General features: G+C 60.3%; 17 protein-coding genes. 7 read left to right on the top strand and 10 right to left on the bottom strand.

Annotated features, from left to right (window positions below; genetic code table 11):
- Positions 1 to 13: 13 nt before the first annotated feature.
- Positions 14 to 703, bottom strand: a complete 690-nt coding sequence (locus tag ACOOHD_RS03255) for an endonuclease III domain-containing protein (RefSeq protein WP_420460131.1) — start codon at positions 701 to 703, stop codon at positions 14 to 16.
- Between the two features lie 43 nt (positions 704 to 746).
- Between ACOOHD_RS03255 and ACOOHD_RS03250 the strand changes: the two genes are divergently transcribed.
- From ACOOHD_RS03250 to ACOOHD_RS03240, 3 genes are read left to right on the top strand one after another with little or no spacing between them, the layout of a single operon-like run.
- A complete protein-coding gene (locus ACOOHD_RS03250; protein ID WP_420460130.1) occupies positions 747 to 1,508 on the top strand; it encodes a TSUP family transporter in 762 nt (253 codons plus the stop codon).
- Complete coding sequence (locus tag ACOOHD_RS03245; protein WP_420460129.1) at positions 1,505 to 1,741, top strand: MoaD/ThiS family protein; 237 nt, start codon at positions 1,505 to 1,507, stop codon at positions 1,739 to 1,741. Before ACOOHD_RS03250 ends, ACOOHD_RS03245 begins: the two co-directional genes overlap by 4 nt.
- A 1-nt stretch (position 1,742) precedes the next feature.
- On the top strand, positions 1,743 to 2,159 hold the full coding sequence (locus ACOOHD_RS03240; RefSeq protein WP_420460128.1) for a molybdenum cofactor biosynthesis protein MoaE: 417 nt from the start codon (positions 1,743 to 1,745) through the stop codon (positions 2,157 to 2,159).
- On the opposite strand, the gene ACOOHD_RS03235 is transcribed toward ACOOHD_RS03240, so the two are convergent.
- The 6 genes from ACOOHD_RS03235 to ACOOHD_RS03210 form a co-directional block, all read right to left on the bottom strand.
- On the bottom strand, positions 2,156 to 3,190 hold the full coding sequence (locus ACOOHD_RS03235) for a HesA/MoeB/ThiF family protein (protein ID WP_420460127.1): 1,035 nt from the start codon (positions 3,188 to 3,190) through the stop codon (positions 2,156 to 2,158). The two genes, ACOOHD_RS03240 and ACOOHD_RS03235, sit on opposite strands and share 4 nt — an antisense overlap.
- Entirely contained in the window at positions 3,180 to 3,653 is a 474-nt protein-coding gene (moaC, locus tag ACOOHD_RS03230; protein ID WP_420460126.1) for a cyclic pyranopterin monophosphate synthase MoaC, read from the bottom strand. Before moaC ends, ACOOHD_RS03235 begins: the two co-directional genes overlap by 11 nt.
- A 13-nt stretch (positions 3,654 to 3,666) precedes the next feature.
- Positions 3,667 to 4,641, bottom strand: a complete 975-nt coding sequence (gene moaA, locus ACOOHD_RS03225; protein WP_420460125.1) for a GTP 3',8-cyclase MoaA — start codon at positions 4,639 to 4,641, stop codon at positions 3,667 to 3,669.
- Positions 4,642 to 4,821: 180 nt separating this feature from the next.
- A complete protein-coding gene (locus ACOOHD_RS03220) occupies positions 4,822 to 7,512 on the bottom strand; it encodes a valine--tRNA ligase (protein WP_420460124.1) in 2,691 nt (896 codons plus the stop codon).
- Positions 7,513 to 7,549: 37 nt separating this feature from the next.
- Positions 7,550 to 8,320 (bottom strand): hypothetical protein, encoded by a 771-nt coding sequence (locus ACOOHD_RS03215; RefSeq protein WP_420460123.1) that lies wholly within the window; start codon positions 8,318 to 8,320, stop codon positions 7,550 to 7,552.
- A gap of 87 nt (positions 8,321 to 8,407) precedes the next feature.
- Positions 8,408 to 9,589, bottom strand: coding sequence for a trans-sulfuration enzyme family protein (locus ACOOHD_RS03210; protein WP_420460122.1), 1,182 nt, complete (start codon positions 9,587 to 9,589; stop codon positions 8,408 to 8,410).
- A 39-nt stretch (positions 9,590 to 9,628) separates the two neighbouring features.
- Here ACOOHD_RS03210 and ACOOHD_RS03205 point away from each other — a divergent pair, with 39 nt between their 5' ends.
- Positions 9,629 to 10,684, top strand: coding sequence for an RluA family pseudouridine synthase (locus ACOOHD_RS03205; RefSeq protein WP_420460121.1), 1,056 nt, complete (start codon positions 9,629 to 9,631; stop codon positions 10,682 to 10,684).
- Positions 10,681 to 11,214, top strand: a complete 534-nt coding sequence (locus ACOOHD_RS03200) for a DUF1415 family protein (protein WP_420460120.1) — start codon at positions 10,681 to 10,683, stop codon at positions 11,212 to 11,214. Before ACOOHD_RS03205 ends, ACOOHD_RS03200 begins: the two co-directional genes overlap by 4 nt.
- Here ACOOHD_RS03200 and ACOOHD_RS03195 read toward each other — a convergent pair.
- Both ACOOHD_RS03195 and ACOOHD_RS03190 read right to left on the bottom strand, forming a co-directional pair.
- Positions 11,189 to 12,571, bottom strand: coding sequence for a T9SS type A sorting domain-containing protein (locus tag ACOOHD_RS03195; protein ID WP_420460119.1), 1,383 nt, complete (start codon positions 12,569 to 12,571; stop codon positions 11,189 to 11,191). The two genes, ACOOHD_RS03200 and ACOOHD_RS03195, sit on opposite strands and share 26 nt — an antisense overlap.
- A gap of 101 nt (positions 12,572 to 12,672) precedes the next feature.
- On the bottom strand, positions 12,673 to 16,365 hold the full coding sequence (locus ACOOHD_RS03190) for a Kelch repeat-containing protein (RefSeq protein WP_420460118.1): 3,693 nt from the start codon (positions 16,363 to 16,365) through the stop codon (positions 12,673 to 12,675).
- 215 nt (positions 16,366 to 16,580) lie between these two features.
- Between ACOOHD_RS03190 and ACOOHD_RS03185 the strand changes: the two genes are divergently transcribed.
- Positions 16,581 to 17,624, top strand: a complete 1,044-nt coding sequence (locus ACOOHD_RS03185) for an acyl-CoA reductase (RefSeq protein ID WP_420460117.1) — start codon at positions 16,581 to 16,583, stop codon at positions 17,622 to 17,624.
- Here the strand turns inward: ACOOHD_RS03185 and ACOOHD_RS03180 are convergent.
- Complete coding sequence (locus ACOOHD_RS03180; RefSeq protein ID WP_420460116.1) at positions 17,596 to 20,787, bottom strand: Kelch repeat-containing protein; 3,192 nt, start codon at positions 20,785 to 20,787, stop codon at positions 17,596 to 17,598. The two genes, ACOOHD_RS03185 and ACOOHD_RS03180, sit on opposite strands and share 29 nt — an antisense overlap.
- A 226-nt stretch (positions 20,788 to 21,013) precedes the next feature.
- Between ACOOHD_RS03180 and acs the strand changes: the two genes are divergently transcribed.
- On the top strand, positions 21,014 to 22,930 hold the full coding sequence (acs, locus tag ACOOHD_RS03175; protein ID WP_420460115.1) for an acetate--CoA ligase: 1,917 nt from the start codon (positions 21,014 to 21,016) through the stop codon (positions 22,928 to 22,930).
- The last annotated feature ends 1 nt before the right edge of the window (position 22,931 follow it).

Below are 22,931 nucleotides of genomic sequence, written 5' to 3'. Positions count from 1 at the left end.
CGAAGATAAGCCCCTAGTCCGGTTCTGGCTTATCCGGGTAGTCACACCAGGGTCGGACCACGCAGCGGCCGCAGTCCGGGCTCCGCCAGTGGCACACCTGCTGCCCGTGCCGCATGTAGCCCTGGTGGGAGTCGTAGACCCGCTGTCCGTCCCAATTCTCGGGGATGTAGCTCTGTAGCAACAACGCGCATCTTTCCAGACTGGCCTTTGCCGGTACCAACCCGATGCGCTGCGCCACCCGCTGGTGGTGGGTATCGACCACCAGGGCCGGCATCCGCAGCCTACTAAAACTCAGCACCGCCGCACTCGTCTTCGCGCCAATGCCGGGGATCACCTCCAGCCAGTCGCGGGCCTCACGTACGGGCATATCGGCCAGAAAGTCGAGCGACAGTTCCCCCTCACACCGGTCCTTGATTTGCTGCAGTGCCGCCTGGATGCGCGGGGCCTTGACCTCCGGGTAGGTTACCGCGGCGATGGCCTGTTCGACCCGGCCGGTGGGGGCTTCGATGACCTGCTGCCAGCTAGGGTATACCTCTGTCAAGCGCTGGAAGGCGCCCCGCGTCACGGCGTTTTTGGTGCGGTGGCTCAGTAGCGATCCTACGAGCTCGCTCACCGGATCGCGGTAGCTGAAGGGTACGAAGGGTGCTCCGTATTCCTGGCAGAGCCGCTCATCAATTAGTAGGGCCCGTTCGGCTAGCGTCATGCTCTGGTGATGTTGCTACCTTACCCCAAAGTTTACCACCGCCATGGATTATCTCTGGCTCTGCGGGGCCTTCTTCGGCGTGGCTGTGCTGTATGCGGCGGCGGGTTTCGGGGGTGGGAGTAGCTATCTGGCTTTACTTGCGCTGGCGGGTCTACCACCGGGTACCATACGGCCCATCGCTTTACTGTGCAACTTGGTAGTGACCGGCACGGCATCCGTTAGTTTTGGGCGGGCGGGGGTGACACCCTGGCGGCGAGCCCTTCCTCTGATCCTCACCAGTGTGCCGGCGGCTTTTCTGGGGGGGCGGGTACAGCTTCCGCGGGAGCAGTATCTGCTGCTACTGGGGGGCCTACTCATCGTGGCGGGGCTGCTGATGCTCGTGCGCAAACGGGCGGATCTAGGCAAACAGGCCACACAGGGGGGCGGGGCCGCAGGTGCCATGCTGGTTGGGGGGGCGGTGGGATTCGTCTCCGGCGTTGTCGGCATTGGCGGGGGCATATTCCTCAGTCCGCTACTGTTCCTAACCGGTTGGGCCACCGCCCGGGCCATTGCGGCTACGACAAGTCTATTCATCGCGCTGAACTCACTCTCCGGACTCGCCGGACAGCTCAGCGTAGGCGTCATGTTCGACTATACACTCACGGGGCTACTACTCGCCTCCGTACTTTTAGGTGGGCTACTCGGGACCCGGCTTACGCTACGGCGGTTTTCCCCCGCTACGATTCAAAAACTCGCCGCGGCGCTCATCCTTCTGGTGGGAATCCGGTTAGTATACGCTAACGCCTTCATCCTCGGTACCTTATGAAGATCGCTTGTTTTGGTATTGCCCGTGAGATTGCCGGTGGGCCCAGTCTGGACCTACCTGATGTGGAGGGATTGACGGTAGCGGACTTAAAGCGTCGCCTTGTGGTGGAGCACCCCGCGCTCGGAGAACTCGTAAGCTTTGCCGTGGCGCGCAATGAGGTGTACGCCCTGGATGAGGAGGTACTTGAGGCGGGCGATGAACTTGTCATTATCCCCCCCGTAAGCGGCGGCTGATATGATCGACGTAGCCCTCCGCGATACCCCCCTCACCCTGGATGAATGCGCCCGCTTCGTCAGTCACCCCTCCTGCGGGGGCTTGTGCTTCTTCGTCGGCAACGTACGTGATCTGAATCTTGGTCAGACCGTCACCCATCTGGAGTTCGAGGCTTATGATCCCATGGCGCTCCGGGAGATGCGCAAGATTGCCGAGGCCGCCCGGGAACGCTTCGGCCTTTACGCCGTGGCCCTCCACCACCGGAAGGGAGATCTGGCAATCGGCGACACCGCCGTGATTATAGCGGTGAGTAGCGTGCACCGCGCGGCGGCCTTTGCGGGCTGTGAGTTTGTCATCGACGAGCTGAAGAAAACGGTTCCGATCTGGAAGAAGGAGTTTCGGGAGAATGGGAGCCACTGGCTGAATGCGCGGCCCTAATTTTCCACCCCCTTCACGCCTCCCTTCAGGCTATACACTTCCACCTCGGGCCGTGCTTTCCGCACTTGAGCGGCCAGTACTAAGCTCAACTTCCCGGAGTTACAGTACACCAAGTAGCGCCCTCCGTCCTCCATTCGCTCGATACAGTCCCCCACCGGATTCTTCCCATCAAGCCGCACGACGCCGGGCGGAAGAGCTGGCTCGCGAGCCTCGGACAGCATACTAAAGACGGTAGTGAATCCACCCGGCGGAAGACTATCGGCCACTACTTCCAAAGAGTCACGGACAGCGCTTGCATTTGGCGTTGCCAGGCTAATCGGCTCGTGATATGTTTTCTGGAGTCTAACCCGGTGCTGACTGTTATCGAGTGCACTATAGGTAAGCAAGCGATTGATGGGCGGGTCGCCAATACCTAGGAGGTAACACAATGCTGCATTGGCCTGAAGCAGCGCCACGATGCCGACCGCGGTGGGTAGTACACCGGCGGTAGCGCAGTCCGGCAGGCTGGGATCCGGCTCCGGATATACGTCGCGTAAGTGAATTCCCCCCGGCCTGTTCTCAAACAGCGCGAGGTAGCCGGTGAAGCCCTGGGCGGCGGCGTAGACCAGTGGTGTTTGCAGTACTACGCAGGCGTCACTGATCAGGTGTTTAGTGACCGCATCGTCCGTACAGTCGAGGATCAAGTCAGATTCCGCCAGTAGCTTGTGCACGTTGCCCTCATCCAGGCGCTTACCGAACGACTGTACGCGCACTTTGGGATTGAGTCGCTGGAGGTGAGCAGCCAGTTGCTCGGTTTTACTTCCCGACTGCTCGACGCTGTAAAACACCTGGCGGTGCAGGTTGGATACTTCCGGCCGGTCGCCGTCGATGAGGCGTAGGTGACCCACGCCGGCTCCGGCCAGGTAGGCAGCAACGGGGCTACCGAGTCCGCCACAGCCTACGATCACCACCCGGGCGGCGGCCAGCCGAGCTTGTCCCTGCTCCCCCACCCCCTCGAGGATGACCTGTCGACTGTACCGCTCATTCGCCATCGTAGTCGCTTTTTCCGCCCCGCTTTTGCACCAACCGTAATCCATCGATGACAATAGCGTGCGACATTGCCTTACACATATCGTAGATCGTCAGGGCTGCCACGCCGGCCCCGTGTAGGGCCTCCATCTCAACGCCGGTCTTACCTTCCGTGGTGACGGTGCAATGGATGCGGAGGCTTCCGTCGTCCGCAGGATCAACCGTCACCTCACATCCCTGGATGGGCAGCGGATGACACAGCGGAATCACCGACCAGGTCTGCTTGACGGCCATCGTGGCAGCGATGATAGCGGTCTGAGTGACGGAACCTTTCTTAGTAGCAAACCCCTTAGCCGTCAGTTCCTGCATGATCGCTTCACCCAGTAGCACACGAACCTCTGCGGTGGCGGATCGCTTGGTAACTGACTTATCGCTTACATCGACCATAGCGGGCCGGCCGGCGTCGTCTACGTGGGATAGGGGCATGGCAAAGGGTAATTTATCCGCCGATACTGGTCATGCTGGCAAAGATATTGCCCTGTTGCTCCCGGCGCTCGGTTTCGTGGCCCGTTGCGTATTTGCCGTACACGTAGGCCTGAATGAGCTCAGCCAATTCATACTGCCCGATGCCGGCGCGCAGAAGGGGCAGGAGTTCTAGTCCCTTTGTCGAGTATAGGCAATTCAGCATAGTACCCTTAGGGGTCAGGCGGAGACGATTACAACTGCCACAAAGGCTACGGCTGTACGCTGGGATGATGCCGACCCTGCCGCGAGCACCGGGTACTCGGAAGATGACGGCGCTACTGCCCTGCTCAGAGCACTGCACCAGCTCGGGGTGCGCCAACCGGATGCGGTCTAGCATCTCCGGGTAGGATACAAATACGTCGTGATTGCCGTCGTCGTCGTTGAAGGGCATCGCCTCTATAAAACGAACGTCGAGGGCATGCTCCTGGGTTAGGGCCACGAAGTCGAGCAATTCGTCGTCGTTTTGCCCGCGCATCACTACTACGTTGATCTTTACGTTGCAGCCGCGCTCCAGAAGCAGCTCCAGGGCACGGCGGGTGGCGGCGTACTCGTCGCGGCGGGTAATTCTAAAGAAGCGGTCCGGACGTAGCGTGTCCAGACTGAGGTTGTAGGTGGTGAGCCCGGCGGCTGCGAGTTCGTCTAGGTACTGCGGCAGCAGCACGCCGTTGGTGGTCATAGCCAGCGTAGGAAAACGCTCTGCCAATCCCTGAACTAACACCGGTAGATCGCGGCGCGCGAGGGGCTCCCCACCCGTCAGGCGCACCTTGGTTATACCTAGCTCGGCTAGTACGTCGGCGAGGTGAAAAATCTCATCGTAGGTCAGAAGCTCGCTACGCGGTGCGAAGTCGATGCCCCCGGCAGGCATGCAGTAGCGGCAGCGCAGGTTACAACGGTCGGTGACCGCCAGGCGCAGGTAGGTCAGTTGGCGGCCGTGTTGGTCGAGGAGCATTACGTAAGGTACGCCGCGCGGGGGGGAATGGTTCCGAACTGCCGGCTCGTGGCTCCTAGCCGCGGTGGGCTGTCGGAGCGATGGTTACCTCAGTCATCGAGAACACATGCGCCCACGATTCGCTTTTTCGCCCACCCGGCAGGGATGCCGGGAGCCAAGAGGGATACCGAGGACCGGGAGCTAAAGCAGTTTCTCCAGACTAGCAATTTTAGCCGTAGCGTCCGCCTGCTTCTTGCGCTCCAGCTCCACGACCGCCTCGGGGGCATTGGCGACAAACCGCTCGTTGCCGAGCTTTTTCTCTACCGACTTCAGAAAACCTTGCAGCCGCTCCAGCTCCTCCTCCGTCTTCGCCCGCTCGGCAGCCAGGTCAACCTCACCTGGCAAAATGAGATAGGCCGTATCATTACCGATCAGAAAGGGAAGGCCGTTATCGGGCGCGGCCTCCACCAGCGTGAGGGTATCCAGATTGCCCGCCTGCTGCACGAACTGGCTGGCACCCGCGACCCCGCCCAGTAGCTGCTCCGTGCGTGGTGAGCGCAGGACGGCCAGGTCGAGCGACTCCCCATGCGAAATACCGCGCTGGTTGCGAATATCCCGGACCTGAGTGACGGTATCTTGCAGTAAGTCAAAAGTGGTAAGCACCTCTTCGTCAGCGGCTTCGGCGGCGGGCCATGAACTTACGATACAATCGTCACCGGCCCCCCGGGGTCGAAGCTGGTGCCAGACCTCCTCGGTGATGAAGGGCAGGTAGGGGTGCAGCAAAATCATCATGCGCTCGAAGACCAAGATGGCCGCATCGTAAGTTACACGGCTCAACTTGCCATCGGTGGGTTTGATAGCCTCCAGGTACCAGCTGCAGAAATCGGACCAGATGAGGCGGTACAGCGTGACCATCGCCTCGCTCAGGCGGTATTCGGCCATGAGACGGTCGACCTCGGTGATGGTGCGGTTGAGTTTGGCCTCAATCCAGCGGGTGGCCAGGGCGGCGGCGGGATCGGGCTCGCGATCTGTTACCGAGAAGGACTGGATGAGCCGGTTGGCGTTGAAAATCTTGTTGCAAAACTTGCGGCCCTGCTCGCAGAGCTGGCTTTCATTGAGCACCTCGCCGTCCTGTATGGGTGCGTCGAAAACGATGTCATTGCCGGCCGCGGCGCTGGAGAGCATGCCGTAGCGGACCCCATCTGCGCCATAGGTACGTAGCAGCTCCATCGCATCCGGGCTATTGCCGAGGGACTTCGACATCTTGCGGCGCTTCTCGTCGCGCACCATACCGGTGAAGTAGACGTCACGGAAGGGCATGCGCCCGTTCTTTTTCACAAACTTCTTACCCAGCAGGTCCTCGCTGAACTCGTAGCCGGCCATGATCATACGGGCGACCCAGAAGAACATAATATCCCAGCCGGTGACCAGGTCGTTGGTGGGGTAGTAGTAGCGCAGCTCCGTCCTATCCTCCCCGAAGCCATCAAAGACCGACATCGGCCAGAGCCAACTGCTGAACCAGGTATCGAGCACGTCCTCGTCCTGCTTTAGTTCCTCAGCCTTCAGTCCGGGATGTTTGATGCGCGCGTCGTGCAGGGCCTCCTCGAAGGTCTCGGCCACGTAGACCTCCTCCCCGTGGTACCAAGCCGGAATGCGCTGCCCCCACCAGAGCTGACGGCTGATGCACCAGTCACGCACGTTGTCGGGTTCGAGCCAGGAGCGGTACATATTCACCATCCCCGGGGGGTGGAAGCGGATGTCGCCACCCGTGACAGCCGCCAGGGCGGTGGCGGCCGTGTCCTCCATTTTCATGAACCACTGCAGCGTCAGGCGGGGCTCGACTACGGCGTTGGTGCGCTCGCTGCGGCCGATCTTGGTGCGGTACTGCTTGATCTCGCCCAGGTCGCCGCTGGCCTTGAGTTGCTTGATGACTTCTACGCGGGCGTCGAAGCGGTCCATGCCGACGGCCACCTCGGCCAGTTCGTTGAGCTTACCGTCGGCGGTGAGGATGTCAATGACTTCCAGGCCGTACTTCTCGCCAAGGGCGTAGTCATTTGGGTCGTGGGCGGGGGTGATCTTGAGGGCGCCGGTGCCGAATTCGGGGTCGACGTAGTCATCGGGGATCACCGGCACCACCCGGTTCACCAGCGGTACGATCACCTTACGGCCGTGAAAGTGGCTGTAGCGCTTATCATCGGGATTGACAGCCAGGGCAGTATCGGCCATGATCGTTTCCGGCCGGCTCGTAGCTACGGTGATGTAGTGGTCGTCGGTACCCTCCACGCGGTAGCGGACGTGGTAGAGGTTGCCGTTTTCCTCGGTATGGATGACCTCCTCGTTGCTCAGGACGGTCTGTGCTTCGGGGTCCCAGTTGGTCATACGCAGGCCGCGGTAGAGTTTGCCTGACTTGTAGAGCTTCACAAACACCTTGATAACCGCCTCGTACAGGGAGGGTTCCATGGTGAAGCGGGTACGCTCCCAGTCGCAGCTTGCCCCCAGCAGCCGCAGTTGCTGGAGAATTACCCCCCCGTATTCCTCCTTCCAGGCGAAGGCGTGCTTAAGGAATTCCTCCCGCCCGATGTCTGATTTTTTGATCCCCTGCTCGCGCAGTTTCGCCACAACCTTCGCCTCCGTAGCGATACTGGCGTGATCGGTGCCCGGCACCCAGCAGGCGTTCTTACCGTCGAGGCGGGCCTTGCGGATCAGGATGTCCTGGATGGTATTATTGAGCATGTGGCCCATGTGCAGCACCCCGGTCACGTTGGGGGGTGGGATCACGATGGTGTAAGGCTCGCGCTCGTCCGGCGTACTGCGGAAGTAGTTGCGGTCCAGCCAGTGCTGGTACCACTTGCTTTCTACCTGCTGGCTGTTGTAGGCTTCTTTGGCGGACATGGTCTTTGGTTGGGGCCGGCAAAGATAGGCGCATTGCTTAGAGCTGGTAGGCGGCAGTCAGTAGCAGGATAGGAACAGAAGCCGCTGCTTCCCGACGGATATACGGTAGACCGCTGTTGATACAGCGGTTTGTACCACCACAGGCTAGGCCCCTGTCAACTCGTAAAACAAGCGGATTAAATAGACTGCGCAGTTCCAGCCCGATCGCAAAGCGTGGGGATAAAGCGTACTGCGAGGATAGCGCCACCGTAGTAAAAAATCGGTGGTGGAGGTCAAACTGGCGATAATTGTCCGAGGTGGCTGTATCAAAGACGCGTTCCCTCAGCTCAGCGGTGGCCTCTGCGAGCGGCGGTCCCACTGGCTTTCCCTGCCCGTTTTTCCGGTAGGTCATTGCATCTATGTTCGCATCGATTAAGTAAGAGGGTTGTACGGACACCATGTGCTGGAACCGTCCCGTAGCTAGGCGAAGAAAGGGAGCCACGTACACCACAGACTGATTTAGTTGATATACTGTACTGACTTGATCATTATCGAATAGACCGTCGATCAGGGGGTTGAGTAAAATCAGCTCCATCTCACCATCTCTGACTGTCACGCGCTGGTACAGGTAGCCGGCACCAATACCGTAGGCGAGCCGGCCCACTTTCCCTACGCGGTAGTTCACCTCGACCGCCGCTGTGGGGCCGCCGTCGCGCTCGGCTACCTGAAGCCCTGTTCCAAGCCCTAGGTTGACCGTTAAACGATCACTTTGGGTGTGGGCTTGTCCACAAATCAGTACGAGTAATGTACAGCAGATGAGGTACTTCATGGAGTTAGCTTTGGGAGAGTAAGTCTTGGCCTAGATAGACGGTGACCATCATCACAACGTTGGCAGACTGACGCAATAGAGTGATACCTACCCGATCGCCCGCTCCAAATCCCCCAAAATATCCTCCAACGCCTCAATTCCCACACTTAGCCGGACTAGCCCATCGGTGATACCATAGGCCAGCCGTTTTTCCGGCGGGATGCCCCGGTGACTCATCGTGGCCGGATGCAGCACCAGCGTATCCACATCACCCAGCGTAGGCGTGAGGGTGCAAAACTCGAGGCGGTTCATGAACCGCTTGGCGGCCTCCAGTCCACCGTCCAACTCGAAGCTCAGCATGCCGCCGTGGGTGCGCATCTGTCGCCCGATGAGCGCGGCATCCGGATGATCGGGCAGGCCCGGATAGTTTACGGCCGTGACCCTACCGTGCTTCTTCAGGTACTTGGCTACCCGTAGGGCATTTTCCGCGTGCCGCTCCATGCGTAGTGCCAGTGTCTTGAGGCCGTTGAGTACCAGCCAGGCATCCCAGGGATTGCCCGAGCCGCCGAATAATCGGTAGGTCGGCGTCAATAATTCCCGCATCATTTGCTCGTCGCGACACACTATTGCACCTGCGACCCCGCTACCGTGGCCATTTAGGTACTTCGTTGTGGAATGTACCACGACGTCCGCACCTAGTGTAAGGGGCTGCTGCACGATCGGTGTAGCGAAGGTGTTATCCACCACCAGTAGCGCACCGTAGTGGTGGGCCAGATCGGCCAGGTACTGTAGATCGGTACACCGCAAAGTCGGATTGGAGGGCGTCTCGACGTAGATCACGCAGAGATCCGTCGACTCACTTAGCCGGTCTTCAATCTCCTCGCTATCACGCAGGTTCCCTACGACTCGCTTTACGCCCCGCCCCTCCAGTTGGTCTAGCAGACTACTGGTGCCACCGTACAGATCGCCCTGAGTGAGGATGACGTGACCCGGCTGGCACAGTGCAAGTAGTACGGTGGATATCGCCGCCATGCCGCTGCTACAGAACAGTCCGTAGGTAGGCCCCTCCATCCCGTAGCCCTCCAGCGCGGCAATTTTCTCGGCCGCCGCGTCGATGGTGGGGTTACCGAAGCGCCCGTAGATGTGCCCCTCCTCCTTGCCGTCGAAGATGTCCATGCCCTGTTCGATGGAGTCGAAGACAAAGCTGGAGGCCGCCACGAGCGGTACCTGATGGGGGGGGTTGAATTGCCGTATCCGGGGGTCACGAACGGCGAGACTAGCTAGTTTCATACGGGGAACCCAAAGATACCACTTCCGTACCTTTGCCCCATGGGAGAGGAGGAAGAGGACGAAACCCTATACGAGGTACAAGAAATACGGGTCGACCCCGGTCAGTCCCCCCTCCGCATCGACAAGTTCCTGACCGATAAGCTGGCCCGCGTGAGTCGCAACCGCATCCAGAATGGCCTACGTGATGGCTCCATCCTGGTCGACGGCCAGCAGGTCAAACCCAACCACAAGATCTCCCCCGGTGAACTGATCAGTCTGGTCGTGCCCACCCAAGAGGATGGCGAGACGGGCCTACTGGCCCAAGACATCCCCCTCGACATCCGCTACGAAGACGAGGCCCTGCTTATCGTCCACAAGCCCCCCAGCATGGTTGTCCACCCCGGCGTAGGCAACCGCGACGGCACGCTGGTCAACGCCCTGGCCTACTACCTTGGCCAGGAGAAAGACATCCCCGTACTACCCGGCAACGACCGCGACCGCGTGGGGCTAGTCCACCGCATCGACAAGGACACCTCCGGCCTGCTGGTCATCGCCAAGACCGAGCGCGCCATGGCCTCCCTGGCCCGGCAGTTTTTCGACCACAGCATCGAGCGCACCTACCAGGCCATCCTCTGGGGTACCCCGGACCCGCCGGACGGCACCATCGAGGGGCACATCGGCCGCCACCCCCGCATCCGGCAGAACTATACGGTCTACGCCGAGGCCGAAGCCGGTAAGTATGCCGTGACCCACTACCATACCCTCGAAGACCTGTACTACGTCAGCCTCTGCGAGCTTCACCTCGAAACCGGCCGCACCCACCAGATCCGCGTGCACATGAAGAGCATCGGTAACCCCGTCTTTCAGGACAGCAAGTACGGCGGCGATCGCATCGTGAAGGGCACGGTCTATTCCAAATTCAAAACCTTCGTCGAGCGCTGTTTCGAGCTCTGTCCGCGGCAGGCGCTACACGCCAAGAGCATCGGCTTCATCCACCCCACCACGGGGCAGCGCGTATCCTTCGACAGCGAGCTACCCGACGATATGCAAGCGGCTCTGGACCGCTGGCGCACCTACGTCGGTCACCGCCGCCTGACTAATTCACTGGGCGAGTGAGCACGGCCACGGCGCGCACCCTGGCGTGGATTCACGGGGTTGTGGTGGGGCTTAACCTTTGTCCGTTCGCGGCCGGTCCGCTGCGTAGAAAACAGGTTCTCTTCGTAGAATGCGATGCCGACACCGCCGAACAGGCCTTCTACCGGGCGGGGTCGCAGGTGCAATCATTGGTCGAACAGCCGCCGAATGTGGTAGAGACCAGTCTACTGATTTTTACTAGCCCTCCTTTCACAGACTTTGCGCAATTTCTGGACTTCGTGGGGGAGGTCGAAGCATTCCTCACCGACACTGGGGCCAATGCTCTGGTACAGTTGGCCCATTTTCATCCGCACTACTGCTTTGCCGGGGTACCGGCTGACGATCCGGCTAATGCCACTAACCAATCGCCCTACCCCACCCTGCAATTACTCCGGATAGCTAGTGTCGCAAAAGCAGTAGCCGCGCATCCCGATCCGGAGGGTATTCCGGAACGCAATGCGCGGCTACTACGGGAACAGCCCGACCTTATCGCTTCACGAAGGGACGACTGACTACCCCGCGCTCCGTGGTAAGCAGTACGCGGTAGAGTCCGGGGGCTAGCGCGTCGACATTGACTTCGGCCTGAAGCTCAGTCATAAGCTTACCGTACGACTGCTGCGAGAGTACGCGGCCGGTCATGTCGATAACCTGTAGCTGTACCCGACCGGTGACTTCGGCGGTGGAGAACCGGACGGTAAGCTGGCTGCCGACCGGGTTAGGGAACACGTCCAGTGCGCTGCGTAGATCGAGGGGGGCACGGGTCGGCGTTAGGGCCGATTCGACGCAGTTCAGCGAGACCTTACCGAAGCCGGTAGGGGCAATCGTATCCTGCCGCAGGTGCAGTTTGTCGATTTGGGTGCCGGCCTCGCGCTTCGCTAGGTAGATGGTGTGGTCACCTGCGTCGAGGTCAAAGGTCAGCGTATCACCCATGTTGTTGACCTGCTTCCACTCGAAGCCCTCGGTGACCAGGTCGCTACCGTCGAGCTCCGCATTGAAATCCACCCAGTCGCCCTCGTCGATCTTCACGAAGAAGGAATTTTTGCCCAGGTCGGGGGTAGCCATACGGGCGTACATGTAGTAGGTGCCGGTCTCGGTTACCTCCACTTCGTACTTCACTTGATCGGGTAGTTCGGTGGCCGTGGGTACGGTCAGGTTACTAGGCTGCATGGCGGAGAAGTACCCGCCGTTACTCACCTCGGTATCGACGGTGTAGATCCAATCATTACCCGGGGTGCCGCACTCGGCCTCAATCCACACCTCGCCGCTACAGCCGTCGGGGGAGCTAGCGCAGTCGTTGTCCTCGCAGTTAAGGGCACCGGCGGTGATGCCCCTGGGCGATGCCCTAAGCGAACTGACATAGACCTTGTCGAGCAGCGTATTGGGCTCGCGGTAGGCGAAGTCAATGGTGGCTGTACCGGGGGCCATGTAGAAGGGGCTGCCGGCCACCTCGCGCCAGATCCATTCGCCGTCCTTGCGCAGTCGGTTGGACCACTGCTGCCAGGTACCGCCGTTCACCCGGACCCAGAAAGAATCCTCATCGGGTGAGTTGGACAGAACCCGCCCCCATACGCGGAAGAAATCAGCCTCCTGTACGCTGAGGGTAAAGGTGACGAGGTTAGAGTCCGCATCAGCGGGCGGGGTATCCTTCGATATGAGTCCGGGTCGAATAACGATGTAAGCAGAATCGGAGGCCGTTGAATCGGTCACCTCCCGCCAGTTGCTACCCAGGACACCGCACTCTGCCTCCAGGTAGACGCTGAAGGGAAGGAGGGAAGTGGTATCAGATTGTGCGTGAGTAGGAAGCGACAGCGAAAAAAGAATGGCGACGGTAAAAAACCGTGTTAGTAGATGAGGTAAAGCTAGGTGCATATATGCTGATTGTTCGGCGCTCAGGAGCACCGACGTGAATGTATGGGCGCAAAATACCCCCAAACCAGAAAACACCCAGCACTTTAACAGTTCACTAAACTTTAGAGCCCCCTTACGAAGGTGTCCACTTGCCGCTGATCAGCGGCACGTACCTCTAGGCGGTACATACCCTGCGGCAGAGCGCTTACATCTACCCGCTCCCGAAACTTCCCACTCGAATTAGCATAGATGCGCTGCGACAGCAGACGACCGTGGAGGTCCAGGATTCGTACCTCGACCTGCCCCTTTACGTCTTCGCCCAGCTCCACGGTCAGCTCGCTGCCGGTAGGGTTGGGGTAAAGCGTTAGCGTAGGGGAGGCTGCCATCGATCCAGCGGAGGCGGACTGAGGCAGCACGCCGGCTGAGAAAGCGGTAGATGTCCCCTTAGCACAGTTAGTACCTGTCTCACCCATGCCACGGGGCGAAGTGGGATCCAGGCTCAGGTAAATTTTATCCAGGGCCGTGCCACTCTCCCGATTAGTGATCGTGAGGATGTGCTGTCCGGCGCTAAGGTCAAACACCATCGGCTTCGTGTTGTCGTTGAGCCGTCGCCACTCGAAGCCCTGAGTGAGCATATTGCTACCATCGGCATTTTTCCAGAACTTCAGCCACGGCCCCTCATCCAGGCGTACCCAGAACGAGTTGTTGGAATTAGTCGGCGCGTTCAGCCGCAGGTAGGGGTAGTAAGTGCCGGGTGTGGCTACGTCTAGCGTAAATCGTAGCGCGTTTTGCTCCACCCCCCCCGGCCCGGCGTAGTCGCTTTTACCTACGAAAATTCGGTAGCTCACTCCCGTGCCTGGGTCACGTGCCGTACGCCAGTCGCCTACCGTAGCAGCACACTCGGCCTCCGCCCATAGGCTTGTAGCACAGTCCTCACCAGCACAAGGTGCTGACGGCTGCGGAGTCTCCGGATTGGAGGGAGAGCAAGCCGCAGTTTGCGGACCCGCACCCGTAGGAAGATCGGTAGTTGGTGCAAGGAGCACTTTGTCCAGTCGGACGCCATTTTCCCGGTAGGCTATTTCGATACGTACAGTCCCGGCAGTGAGCTGAAGTGCAGTAGGGTAAGCACGCCAGGCAAAGCGTCCCCTGGACTGTAGTCCATTGCCCCAATTGATCCACTTCCCACCGTTTACCCGGAAGTAGAAAGAATCATCGAGGCTGCCGGTGGCCGAGGCGCGTAGCTGCAGGTAGTAGCTTCCCGCGGTAGGTACCGCCAGGGGGACCGCGATCAAGTTCTCGGGTACGTCAGCCGGCGGTGCGGTCTTGGAGGTTCGGCCGGGAGCGGGCGTCAGGTAGTAGCCGCCGGACGCTGCCGCATCACGCATCACGACCCAGGCTTGCCCGTAGGTAACGCACTCAAGCTCCCTGACCACATCGCCAGCTGGCGGACCTGGGGGAGCCGGGGGGGTGGGATCGACCGGAGGATCGGGGTCCACGGGTGAGTCCACGCCATCAGTCACCGTAAAGGCGATACGAAGTTCTCCGGCCCGGTATCCGGTGGCCTCCGCCCGGAGCGTGTAGCTATACTCCCCATTGGCCAGCCCTCTGGGGTCGACCGAAACCGATACCTCCTCAAAGGACTCCCTGGCGGTACCGCTGCTCCGGTCCAGGTTGAGCCAGCTAGGTAGCCCATCCGTTGCGATCCGGTAGCTCACCTCGTTTTCGGCGCTGTAATTAACAAGCAGTACCTCAGACGTAGAGACCTGCTGGCCGGAGAGTTGAAGACTTGCCGGATAGAAGGCGAGTTCCTGACTGGTAAGTTTACCGAAGTAGGTTTTGCGCACCTCCGTCTGCGGAATGTTGACCGCTATTTTACCGCCTACCATCGCGTAGAGGTGCTCCTGAGCCACCCGGGCGCCGGGGGCGATGAGGCGCAACGGTAGTTCCAAATCGGTACGCACCGTCCAGCTGTTCCGGGCCGGGTCGTATTCCCAAACCTCCGCACTCCGGCCGCCCTGGCCGCCGAGGGAGTAGATTTTTTTGTTGTAGGCAAAGGTACTCGGCTCGGTGTGGGACTGATCGTCCGGCAGGTCGGCCAGACGGGTCCACTTATCGGTGAGCGGATCGTATACATGCAGAAAGCGCTGATTTTTGCCCACCATGCATCCATCGTGGTCGAATTGGCCGCCGACGGCGTAGAGCTTCCCGCCGAGCACCACGGTACCGAAGTGATTACGGGCCTCGGGCATCGGCGAGGTGTCGCTATAGTCCTGCCATCCGGCCTTCGGGTTATCGAGGTCGTACACCCAGTGGTCGTCGACGTTACACTGCGCGTTCTCATCAAAGCCGCCCACCCAGTGCAACTTACGACCCAGTCGGGCCAGTCCTCCGGCACCGATACGCACGGGCAGGGCGGGTCCTACGCTCCAGCTGTCGTCGGAAATGTCGTAGAGGTACACCGCATTTGTCACGCGACCCGGATGGCTGCCGATTCGGCCTCCGGCCACCCACACTACATCGCCCACCAGGGCCACTCCGGTGTGGGTAGCGGCAATCTCCTCACCGTTGGGTCCCCGGGGGTGGGGAGCCAGGGTGGTCCAGGTATTTGTGGCGGGGTTATACTTCTCGTTGGTGGCTTGTAGGTCTAACTCGAAATCGAATCCATTAAAGTGGTAGAACTCCCCGCTATAACTAATCATTTGACCCTCCGCCCGCGGGTAGCGCGATTTACTGACCTGTACCCAGCCATCGTAGCGAGCAACGGGCTCGTCGGCCAGGCTGAAGAATTCCACGTATACCTCCTCCCCCGACAGCCGGGAGCGGGGGTCCTCTACGGCACCGGAAGCCACGTACATCCGGCTACCGAAAACTGCGGTAGCGGCAGACTGCCGCCCCTGGATCATTGCCTTGCCCTGGCGCCACTTACCGGTAGCTACGTCGAGCAAATAGGTGGCTGCCGCCGCGTTGCCCGCGTTGGAGGTCCTCCCGCCGGCCAGCACCAGGGTACCGTCAACCAGCGCGGTGGCCGCCGAGGTGGCCGCCCGGGGTAGCGTAGCGGGCACCTTCCCCGCACCTAACCACCGCTTAGCGCCCGGATCGTATACGTCTACCGCCGCCTCAAGGTCGCCGTACAACCCCGCAGCGGCTCCGTACTGCGACCGTCCCCCCCCGGCGACGTAGATCTTGCCGTTAGCGACCACTGCCCGGAAATGGTCCCGGGCGTGGGGGGCATCGGGTAGTTGTTGCCACCGACCGGTGACCGGATCGTACCGATCCACCCAGGCTACCGGACCTGCGCCCTTACCATTCTGCGTCGTGGCGCGGTGGCCGGCCCGATTACCCCCAATGAGGTAAAACTTACCATCGTGCACCACCATTCCGGCACTACCCCGCTCGCGGCCACTGGGTAACTTACCGGCCTTGGTGAGTGCGTCCGCGGCTGGGTCGTAAACGTAGATATGTTTTTCCGGGACTTCAATGAGGTAGTGGCCCTTCAGTGCTCCGATGATGTAGATCTTGCCGCCGAATTCCTGGGCCTGAAAGTGGTGCAGGTTGTCGAGGGTAGTCGACATATTGGACCACCGCTGGCTGCGCGGATCGTAGCGCTGAATCGGTACCTTGCCGGTACCACCCAGCAGATAGCCGTACTCCCCTACCCGTACAAACGAGGCGTCGGCGCGCGGTTTGGCCGACTCACCGGCAAGGGATTGAAAGTGCCACTCCCCACCGTTTTGTGCGGAAAGAGAGACGAAAGCGACAAAACAAAAAATCCAAAGTAGAACCGAATGGCTCTCCCGAAGTAGAATTGAAGACATATCCTGGAGCGTGTGTGTGCGTTCAAAGTGTTGGCAGAATGAAGGTACCAACAATTCGGCCGCGAAGATTATTAAATATTGCTTGCAGCCGCCGCCTCACTCAAATGAGCAAACCCACCAGCCGTACAGTGGTATACCACTGTGCAACAAACGCCAATCCACGCGGAATTAGCTCACTACCGGGGGGGCCGAAGGAGAGTTTAACATATACACTTATGACTCATAACCAACGTATTACCGCCCTTGTTCGGCTCGGCGACCACCTTCGTGGCGGCGAGGATGAATACCTCACCGCCCTGCAAAAACGGACCGAATTTCACAACGGCTGGTTTACCCTGGCGTTCCAGCAACGGGCCCTACGGCAGGTCGTAGACAGCTTCCTAACGGAGGGCCGACTGCGGGACTTCCTGGCTCCCTATCCCAACGATGCACCCGCGGCCCCGCCCCTGCGTACCGTGGGTCTGGTACTGGCCGGGAACATTCCACTGGTGGGACTACACGACGTACTGAGCGTATTCCTGGCCGGCCACCGCGCGCAGATCAAACCCAGTACCAAGGACCCCTACGTACTGCCCTATCTGATCAAGCTACTGGCCCGCTTCGATGCAGCTACGGCCGACTATTTCGATCTGGTAGAGCATTTGCGTGACTTCGACGCCATCATCGCTACGGGGAGCAACAATAGTGCACGCTACTTTGAGGCCTACTTCGGCAAGTACCCCCACATCATCCGCCGTAACCGCAACGGGGTAGCCGTACTGACGGGCGAAGAAACAACCGACGAACTGCGCCGTCTGGGCGACGATGTCTTCGCCTACTTCGGGTTAGGCTGCCGCAATGTGTCCAAATTGTATGTACCCCGCGGCTACGACTTTGACCCCCTGCTGGAGGCTTTTCACGACTGGAAGCACTACCAAAACCACGTGAAGTGGAAGAATAACTTCGACTACAACTTCGCGCTGCTTACCCTCAATAAGGAGCCATTCTACCACAATGGCGCCATCATCCTGCGCGAATCACCGGAAATTGCCAGCCACATCGCCGGTCTGTACTTTGAGTACTACGATGACCTGGAAAACGCTACGCAACTGCTGCGCCGGCACGAGAAGGACATCCAACTCGTGGTAGCCCGCCCCGGGCTGCTGGACCTGCCGACCTTTGCTTTCGGTCAGGCCCAGCAGCCGGCGCTGGATGACTACGCCGACGGAGTAGATACCATGTCCTTTCTGACTAGCGGACTATCGACACCGCAGTCCTAAGCTGGTCCGCCCCATAGATCAGGCGCAGCTGGTATACCCCCGGGCTTAGGCCAGACACGTCGAGCCGTTCCCTACCTTCCGCCGCGCTGAGGCTGAGCTGCCGGCGCAGGACGACCCTGCCGCTAATGTCCTGCAACAGCAGCGTACCCACCTGGGCAGTTTGTACGGGAAGTTCGGGCCACTCGACGGTCAGGGCACCGGAGCTCGGGTTCGGGTACACACTCAGACTAGCCATGGCGGGCGGATCAACTCTAAGATTCCTGCTCATAACGGCGACCTGCTGTGTACGGCTGCTACCACAGTTAGAAGCGAGGTCCCCCTGCCCCAGGGGTTGGAAGTCCCGGCGGCTCAGCAGCACCTTGTCGAGTAGCGTGCCTGCTTCCCGGTTGGCGACGGTGATGGTATGGGTACCGGCCGATAGGTTTAGGGCAACCTCGCGGGTATCGTCAGTGACCTTACGCCATTCGAAGCCATTGGTAATCATGTTCCTGCCGTCGCGTAGCTTCCAGAACTTCAGCCAGTTACCGTTGTCTACCTTGATCCAGAAGGAGTTGCGGCTGTTGTCGGCTGCGTCTAATCGTACGTATAGGTAATAGATACCCCCCTCGGCCAGGGTCGTCGTGAAACGGACGTGCTCGCTGTCCGGCGTCCCGGAAGTAGGGGCACTGAACTGGGTAGGGCCACTGAAGACGAGGTAGCTGCCGTTGGAGGCAGTCTCGCCGCTGACCTTACGCCAGCCGGGACCGAAGGTAGCACACTCTGCTTCTCCCCAAAACTCCTGTACACCCGCGGTAGGGGGATCAGGCTGGGCACCGGTATTGTCACACGCAGCGTTCGCGGGTCCCGTCCCGGTAGGTGCCGTACCGTTTAGCGATAGCAAGATCCTATCCAACCGGAGGCCATCCTCTCGATAGGCGATGTCGAGGGTCACTCGGCCGGCCGGCAGGGCGGTAGGACTAGTGGGACTACGCCGCCAGTCAAAGCCCCGGTCGTAGGTCGTAAGGCCACTGTACCAACGCACCCAACTGCCGCCGTTGATGCGGTACCAGAAGGAATCGTCGGAGGTGGTACGGGCCTCGGCACGGGCGAAAAAATAATAGTTGCCCGCCCTGGGAAGATCGAAGACAAAGCTCAGGTGACCCGTCGCAGGGTCGGTTGGCACACTCGCGGTACTGTTGGCCCCCGCACGTACCTCCAGGTACTTGCCATTGCTGGTGCCGCTGGCAGTCTTTTCTACCCAGTTCGTACCGATGGCCTCGGCACACTCCGCCTCGACGTAGAAATCCTGTACGTCGTCAGTAGGAGGATTGGGTACTGCCTCCTCGCTGTCCTCTTCGCAGCTAGGGTCGGTGGCAATGATATTAGTAGGCATCTCGCTGTGGGAGCTGAGCAGAATCTTATCGAGCCGCAGCCCGTCCTCCCGGTAGGCGATGTCGATGCTGACCCGACCGGCTGGCAGCGTAATGATACTGCGGGGGCTACGGCGCCAGTCGAAGCCGTTGTTGTAGGTCGTCAGCCCATTACCCCACTCTTCCCAGCCCCCACCGTTGATGCGGTACCAGAAGGAGTCATCCGTGGTCGAGCGTGCTTCTACCCGCGCGAAGAATTGATACTTGCCCGCCTGGGGCAGGTCGAAGTCAAAGCTAAGGTGGTCCGTTTCGGCGTTTGTGGGTGCGCTGCCGGTACTATTGGCCCCGGTGCGGACTTCCAAGTAGCTCCCGTTGCTGGCGTCGGTGGAAGACTTCTTTACCCAATTCGTACCGATGGCCTCGGCACACTCGGCCTCACGGTACCCGTAGTAGGCACCGGATGCGGTAGCATCGTCGCCTACCGTCAGCGTGATGATCATTCGGGCGGGGGTATAACCGTGGGCCGTGGCACACAGGGTGTAGCTGTAGGTACCCGGCGCCAGACCCCGGGGGTCGGTGATCAGTTCCACTTCCGCAAACGATTCCCGGGCGCTGCCCTGGATACCGCTCTTGACGGTGAGCCATACGGGCAGGTCGCCCGTCTGTAAGGTGTAGGCCGTTTCCTCCTCCGCGCTGTAGTTGGCTAGGATGATCTCGTGGAACTCGCGGGCCGTACCGCTCGCCTTAAGGTCACCGGGATGAAAGGCAAGTTTCCGGGTTTCATTAGGAAAAAAGTTGCGTACCCGGACCTCCGAGCGTGCCAGGTTGACGGCGATTCGCCCACCCACCATGACCACCAGGTTGCCCTCGTGCACGCGGGCCCCGGGGGCGATGAGGCGTAGTGGCAGCTCGAGGTCGCTCAGGATGCGCCAGCGGTTGGTGGCAGGATCGTATTCGGCCACGCTGGCGCTCTCCTGTCCCTGGCCACCCAGGGAGTAGATTTTACCGTTGTAGGCAAACGTGCTGGGTTCGATGTGCGACTGCACGTGGGGGAAGTCGGCCAGCCGCTGCCAGCGGTCGGTATGGGGATCGTAAACGTGCACGTACTGCAGATTTTTTCCCTTCTCACAGCCGTCGTGGGCGTGCTGCCCGGCCACCGTGTAGAGCTTACCGCCTAGGGTGGTGGTACCGAAGTGGTTACGCGCCAGGGGCATGGGGGAGGTGCCGGTGAAGTCCTGCCAGCCCAGTTCGGGATGGTCCAGGTCATACACAAAGTGGTCATCGGCGTCGCAGGCCGAGCGCTCGTCGAAGCCTCCGACGTAGTGGATGGTACGTCCCAGGCGGGCGGCTCCCCCACCGCCGCGGGCTTTGGGCAGGTCCGGGCCGCGGCGCCAGCTGTCGTTGGGGATGTTGTAGATCCATACGTCGCGGGTCACCCGATAACCGGGATCGGCGGAGCGGCCACCGATGTGCCAGATCTCGTCGTCCACTAGCGCGATACTGGTATGGGTATGGAACACGTGGGTACCGTCGCTGCGCTGGGGCAGATTACTCAGCCGGGTCCAGGTATTGGTAGCCGGGTCGTATTTCTCGTTCCGGTTAAGGAAGCGGGTATCGGTGGTGTAGCCGCTGAAGAGGTAATAATCCCCCTGGTACGTTATAATTTGCCCCTCCGCACGGGGGTCCAGGGCGTTACCGATCGTTTCCCAGTTTGGATAGTCGCCGGCAGCAGAACCTTGCGCGGACGCAGGTGCAGCGTTGATTAGAAAAAGGGCAAAGATCAGTAGGTTGAATAATCTAGGTAGAGGTCGCATCAATAGGTGTACTTGTTTGGGTAAGGAGGTAGCGTTAGGATAGGGGTCAGTGGATCGGCCGGTGGTAGAGAATCACCTCGCCTGGTGGGGCCCTACCACGAAAACGTTTGCAATTCAGTCATTTGTTCCGTTATATGAGAAATTATTTCACAGTGGGTGCCTGGTGATTCAGTTACACCGCAGTTCTGGGGGGGTAGACTATATTGGCCGGCCCGAACCCTTCCCCATGCCCACTACCACCCTTCCCCAACGCATACAGAGTTTTCAGGAGTACCGTGAGGTGTACGCCCGTAGTGTGACCGACCCCGAGGGCTTCTGGGCCGAGCAGGCGCTCACCTTTCAGTGGCATAGGGAGTGGGACCGCGCGTTGGACTGGAACTTCGAGGAGCCCCGGGTGAGGTGGTTCGGGGGTGCGACGCTTAATATCACCGAAAACTGCCTGGACCGTCATCTGGAAGAGCGGGGTGACCAGATCGCCATCCTCTTCGAACCGAACGAGCCGAACGATCCGGTCGTCAAATTAACCTACCGAGAACTCCACGCCGAGGTAGGTCGGGTGGGCAATGCACTGCGCGAGCTCGGTGTCGGCAAGGGCGACCGCGTCTGCTTCTACATGCCCATGGTGGTAGAGCTGGCCGTGAGTGTGCTGGCCTGTGCGCGCATCGGGGCCATCCACTCCGTCGTCTTCGCTGGCTTCAGTGCCCAGGCCCTGGCTGACCGGGTCAACGACGCCGACTGCAGCCTCATCGTCTGCTCGGACTACAATCGGCGGGGCAATAAGAACATCCCGGTAAAGGCCCTAGTCGACGAGGCCCTTGCGCTGGGCTGCCCGAGCGTCCGCAACGTGTTGGTACACCGCAATACCGGAGAGGTCATCGCCTGGAACGAGGACATCGACGTCTGGTACCACGAACGGGTCGAGGGGCAGGATACCAACTGCCCGGCCGAGGTGATGGACGCCGAAGACGTGCTGTTCATTCTCTACACCTCCGGTAGCACCGGTAAACCTAAGGGGGTAGTGCATACCTGCGGAGGCTACATGGTCTATACCGCCTTTAGCTTCCTGAACGTGTTTCAGTACGAGCCGGGCGACGTGTACTGGTGTACGGCGGACATCGGCTGGATCACCGGCCACAGTTACATCCTCTACGGACCACTACTTTGCGGTGCCACCACTGTGATGTTCGAAGGCGTACCGACCTACCCGGACGCCGGCCGGTTCTGGCAGGTGTGTGCCAAGCACGGCGTCAATCAGTTCTACACCGCCCCCACGGCCATCCGCGCCCTAATGGCCCGCGGCAACAAATTCGTAGAGGGCCACGATTTGAGCGACCTGAAGGTGATCGGCTCGGTGGGTGAGCCCATCAACGAGGAGGCCTGGGAATGGTACCACGAGCAGGTAGGCAAGGGTCGCGTACCCATCGTCGATACCTGGTGGCAAACCGAAACCGGAGGCATGATGATTTCCGGTCTGGGCGGATTGTCTCCCCAGAAAGCCACCTTCGCCGGTTACCCGCTGCCCGGTATCCAGATGGCGCTGGTCGATAAGGAAAGCGGTCAAGAACTTACGGGCAATCCCGAGAGCGGCCTACTCTGCGTCAAGTTCCCCTGGCCCAGCATCCTCCGCACTACCTGGGGCGATCACGAGCGCTGCCGCACCACCTACTTCACCACCGTACCCGGTATGTACTTCACCGGCGACGGGGCCCGCCGCGACGCCGAGGGTATGTACCGCATCGTGGGCCGGGTGGATGACGTCATCAACGTGAGCGGTCACCGCATGGGCACCGCCGAGGTCGAAAACGCCATCAACGAGCACGAGCAGGTCGTGGAGTCGGCCGTAGTGGGCTACCCCCACGCCATCAAGGGGCAGGGCATCTACGCCTACGTCATCGTGGCCGATGGGGTACCGGCTGACGATCGCCTCCGCGAGGAGATCGTGGCCATGGTACGCCAGGAGATCGGACCCATCGCCAAGCCGGATAAGATTCAGTTCGTGGCCGAGCTACCCAAGACGCGATCGGGTAAGATCATGCGCCGCATCCTGCGTAAGGTGGCCTCCGGAGAAACGGAGCAGCTGGGCGATACCTCGACGCTACTGAATCCGGAGGCGGTGGAGCTAGTGATCGCCGGCCTAGTGTGAG

It is taken from the genome of Neolewinella sp., assembly GCF_965214665.1.
GTDB lineage: Bacteria > Bacteroidota > Bacteroidia > Chitinophagales > Saprospiraceae > Neolewinella.
The sequence above is the reverse complement of the archived record's forward strand: the minus strand, read 5'-3'. Positions and strand labels throughout refer to the sequence as shown.

Coding starts and splice junctions, on each gene's coding strand:
- ACOOHD_RS03255 (WP_420460131.1), bottom strand. CDS start 703: ATGACGCTAGCCGAACGGGCCCTACTAATTGATGAGCGGCTCTGCCAG.
- ACOOHD_RS03250 (WP_420460130.1), top strand. CDS start 747: ATGGATTATCTCTGGCTCTGCGGGGCCTTCTTCGGCGTGGCTGTGCTG.
- ACOOHD_RS03245 (WP_420460129.1), top strand. CDS start 1,505: ATGAAGATCGCTTGTTTTGGTATTGCCCGTGAGATTGCCGGTGGGCCC.
- ACOOHD_RS03240 (WP_420460128.1), top strand. CDS start 1,743: ATGATCGACGTAGCCCTCCGCGATACCCCCCTCACCCTGGATGAATGC.
- ACOOHD_RS03235 (WP_420460127.1), bottom strand. CDS start 3,190: ATGGCGAATGAGCGGTACAGTCGACAGGTCATCCTCGAGGGGGTGGGG.
- moaC (WP_420460126.1), bottom strand. CDS start 3,653: ATGCCCCTATCCCACGTAGACGACGCCGGCCGGCCCGCTATGGTCGAT.
- moaA (WP_420460125.1), bottom strand. CDS start 4,641: ATGCTCCTCGACCAACACGGCCGCCAACTGACCTACCTGCGCCTGGCG.
- ACOOHD_RS03220 (WP_420460124.1), bottom strand. CDS start 7,512: ATGTCCGCCAAAGAAGCCTACAACAGCCAGCAGGTAGAAAGCAAGTGG.
- ACOOHD_RS03215 (WP_420460123.1), bottom strand. CDS start 8,320: ATGAAGTACCTCATCTGCTGTACATTACTCGTACTGATTTGTGGACAA.
- ACOOHD_RS03210 (WP_420460122.1), bottom strand. CDS start 9,589: ATGAAACTAGCTAGTCTCGCCGTTCGTGACCCCCGGATACGGCAATTC.
- ACOOHD_RS03205 (WP_420460121.1), top strand. CDS start 9,629: ATGGGAGAGGAGGAAGAGGACGAAACCCTATACGAGGTACAAGAAATA.
- ACOOHD_RS03195 (WP_420460119.1), bottom strand. CDS start 12,571: ATGCACCTAGCTTTACCTCATCTACTAACACGGTTTTTTACCGTCGCC.
- ACOOHD_RS03190 (WP_420460118.1), bottom strand. CDS start 16,365: ATGTCTTCAATTCTACTTCGGGAGAGCCATTCGGTTCTACTTTGGATT.
- ACOOHD_RS03185 (WP_420460117.1), top strand. CDS start 16,581: ATGACTCATAACCAACGTATTACCGCCCTTGTTCGGCTCGGCGACCAC.
- ACOOHD_RS03180 (WP_420460116.1), bottom strand. CDS start 20,787: ATGCGACCTCTACCTAGATTATTCAACCTACTGATCTTTGCCCTTTTT.
- acs (WP_420460115.1), top strand. CDS start 21,014: ATGCCCACTACCACCCTTCCCCAACGCATACAGAGTTTTCAGGAGTAC.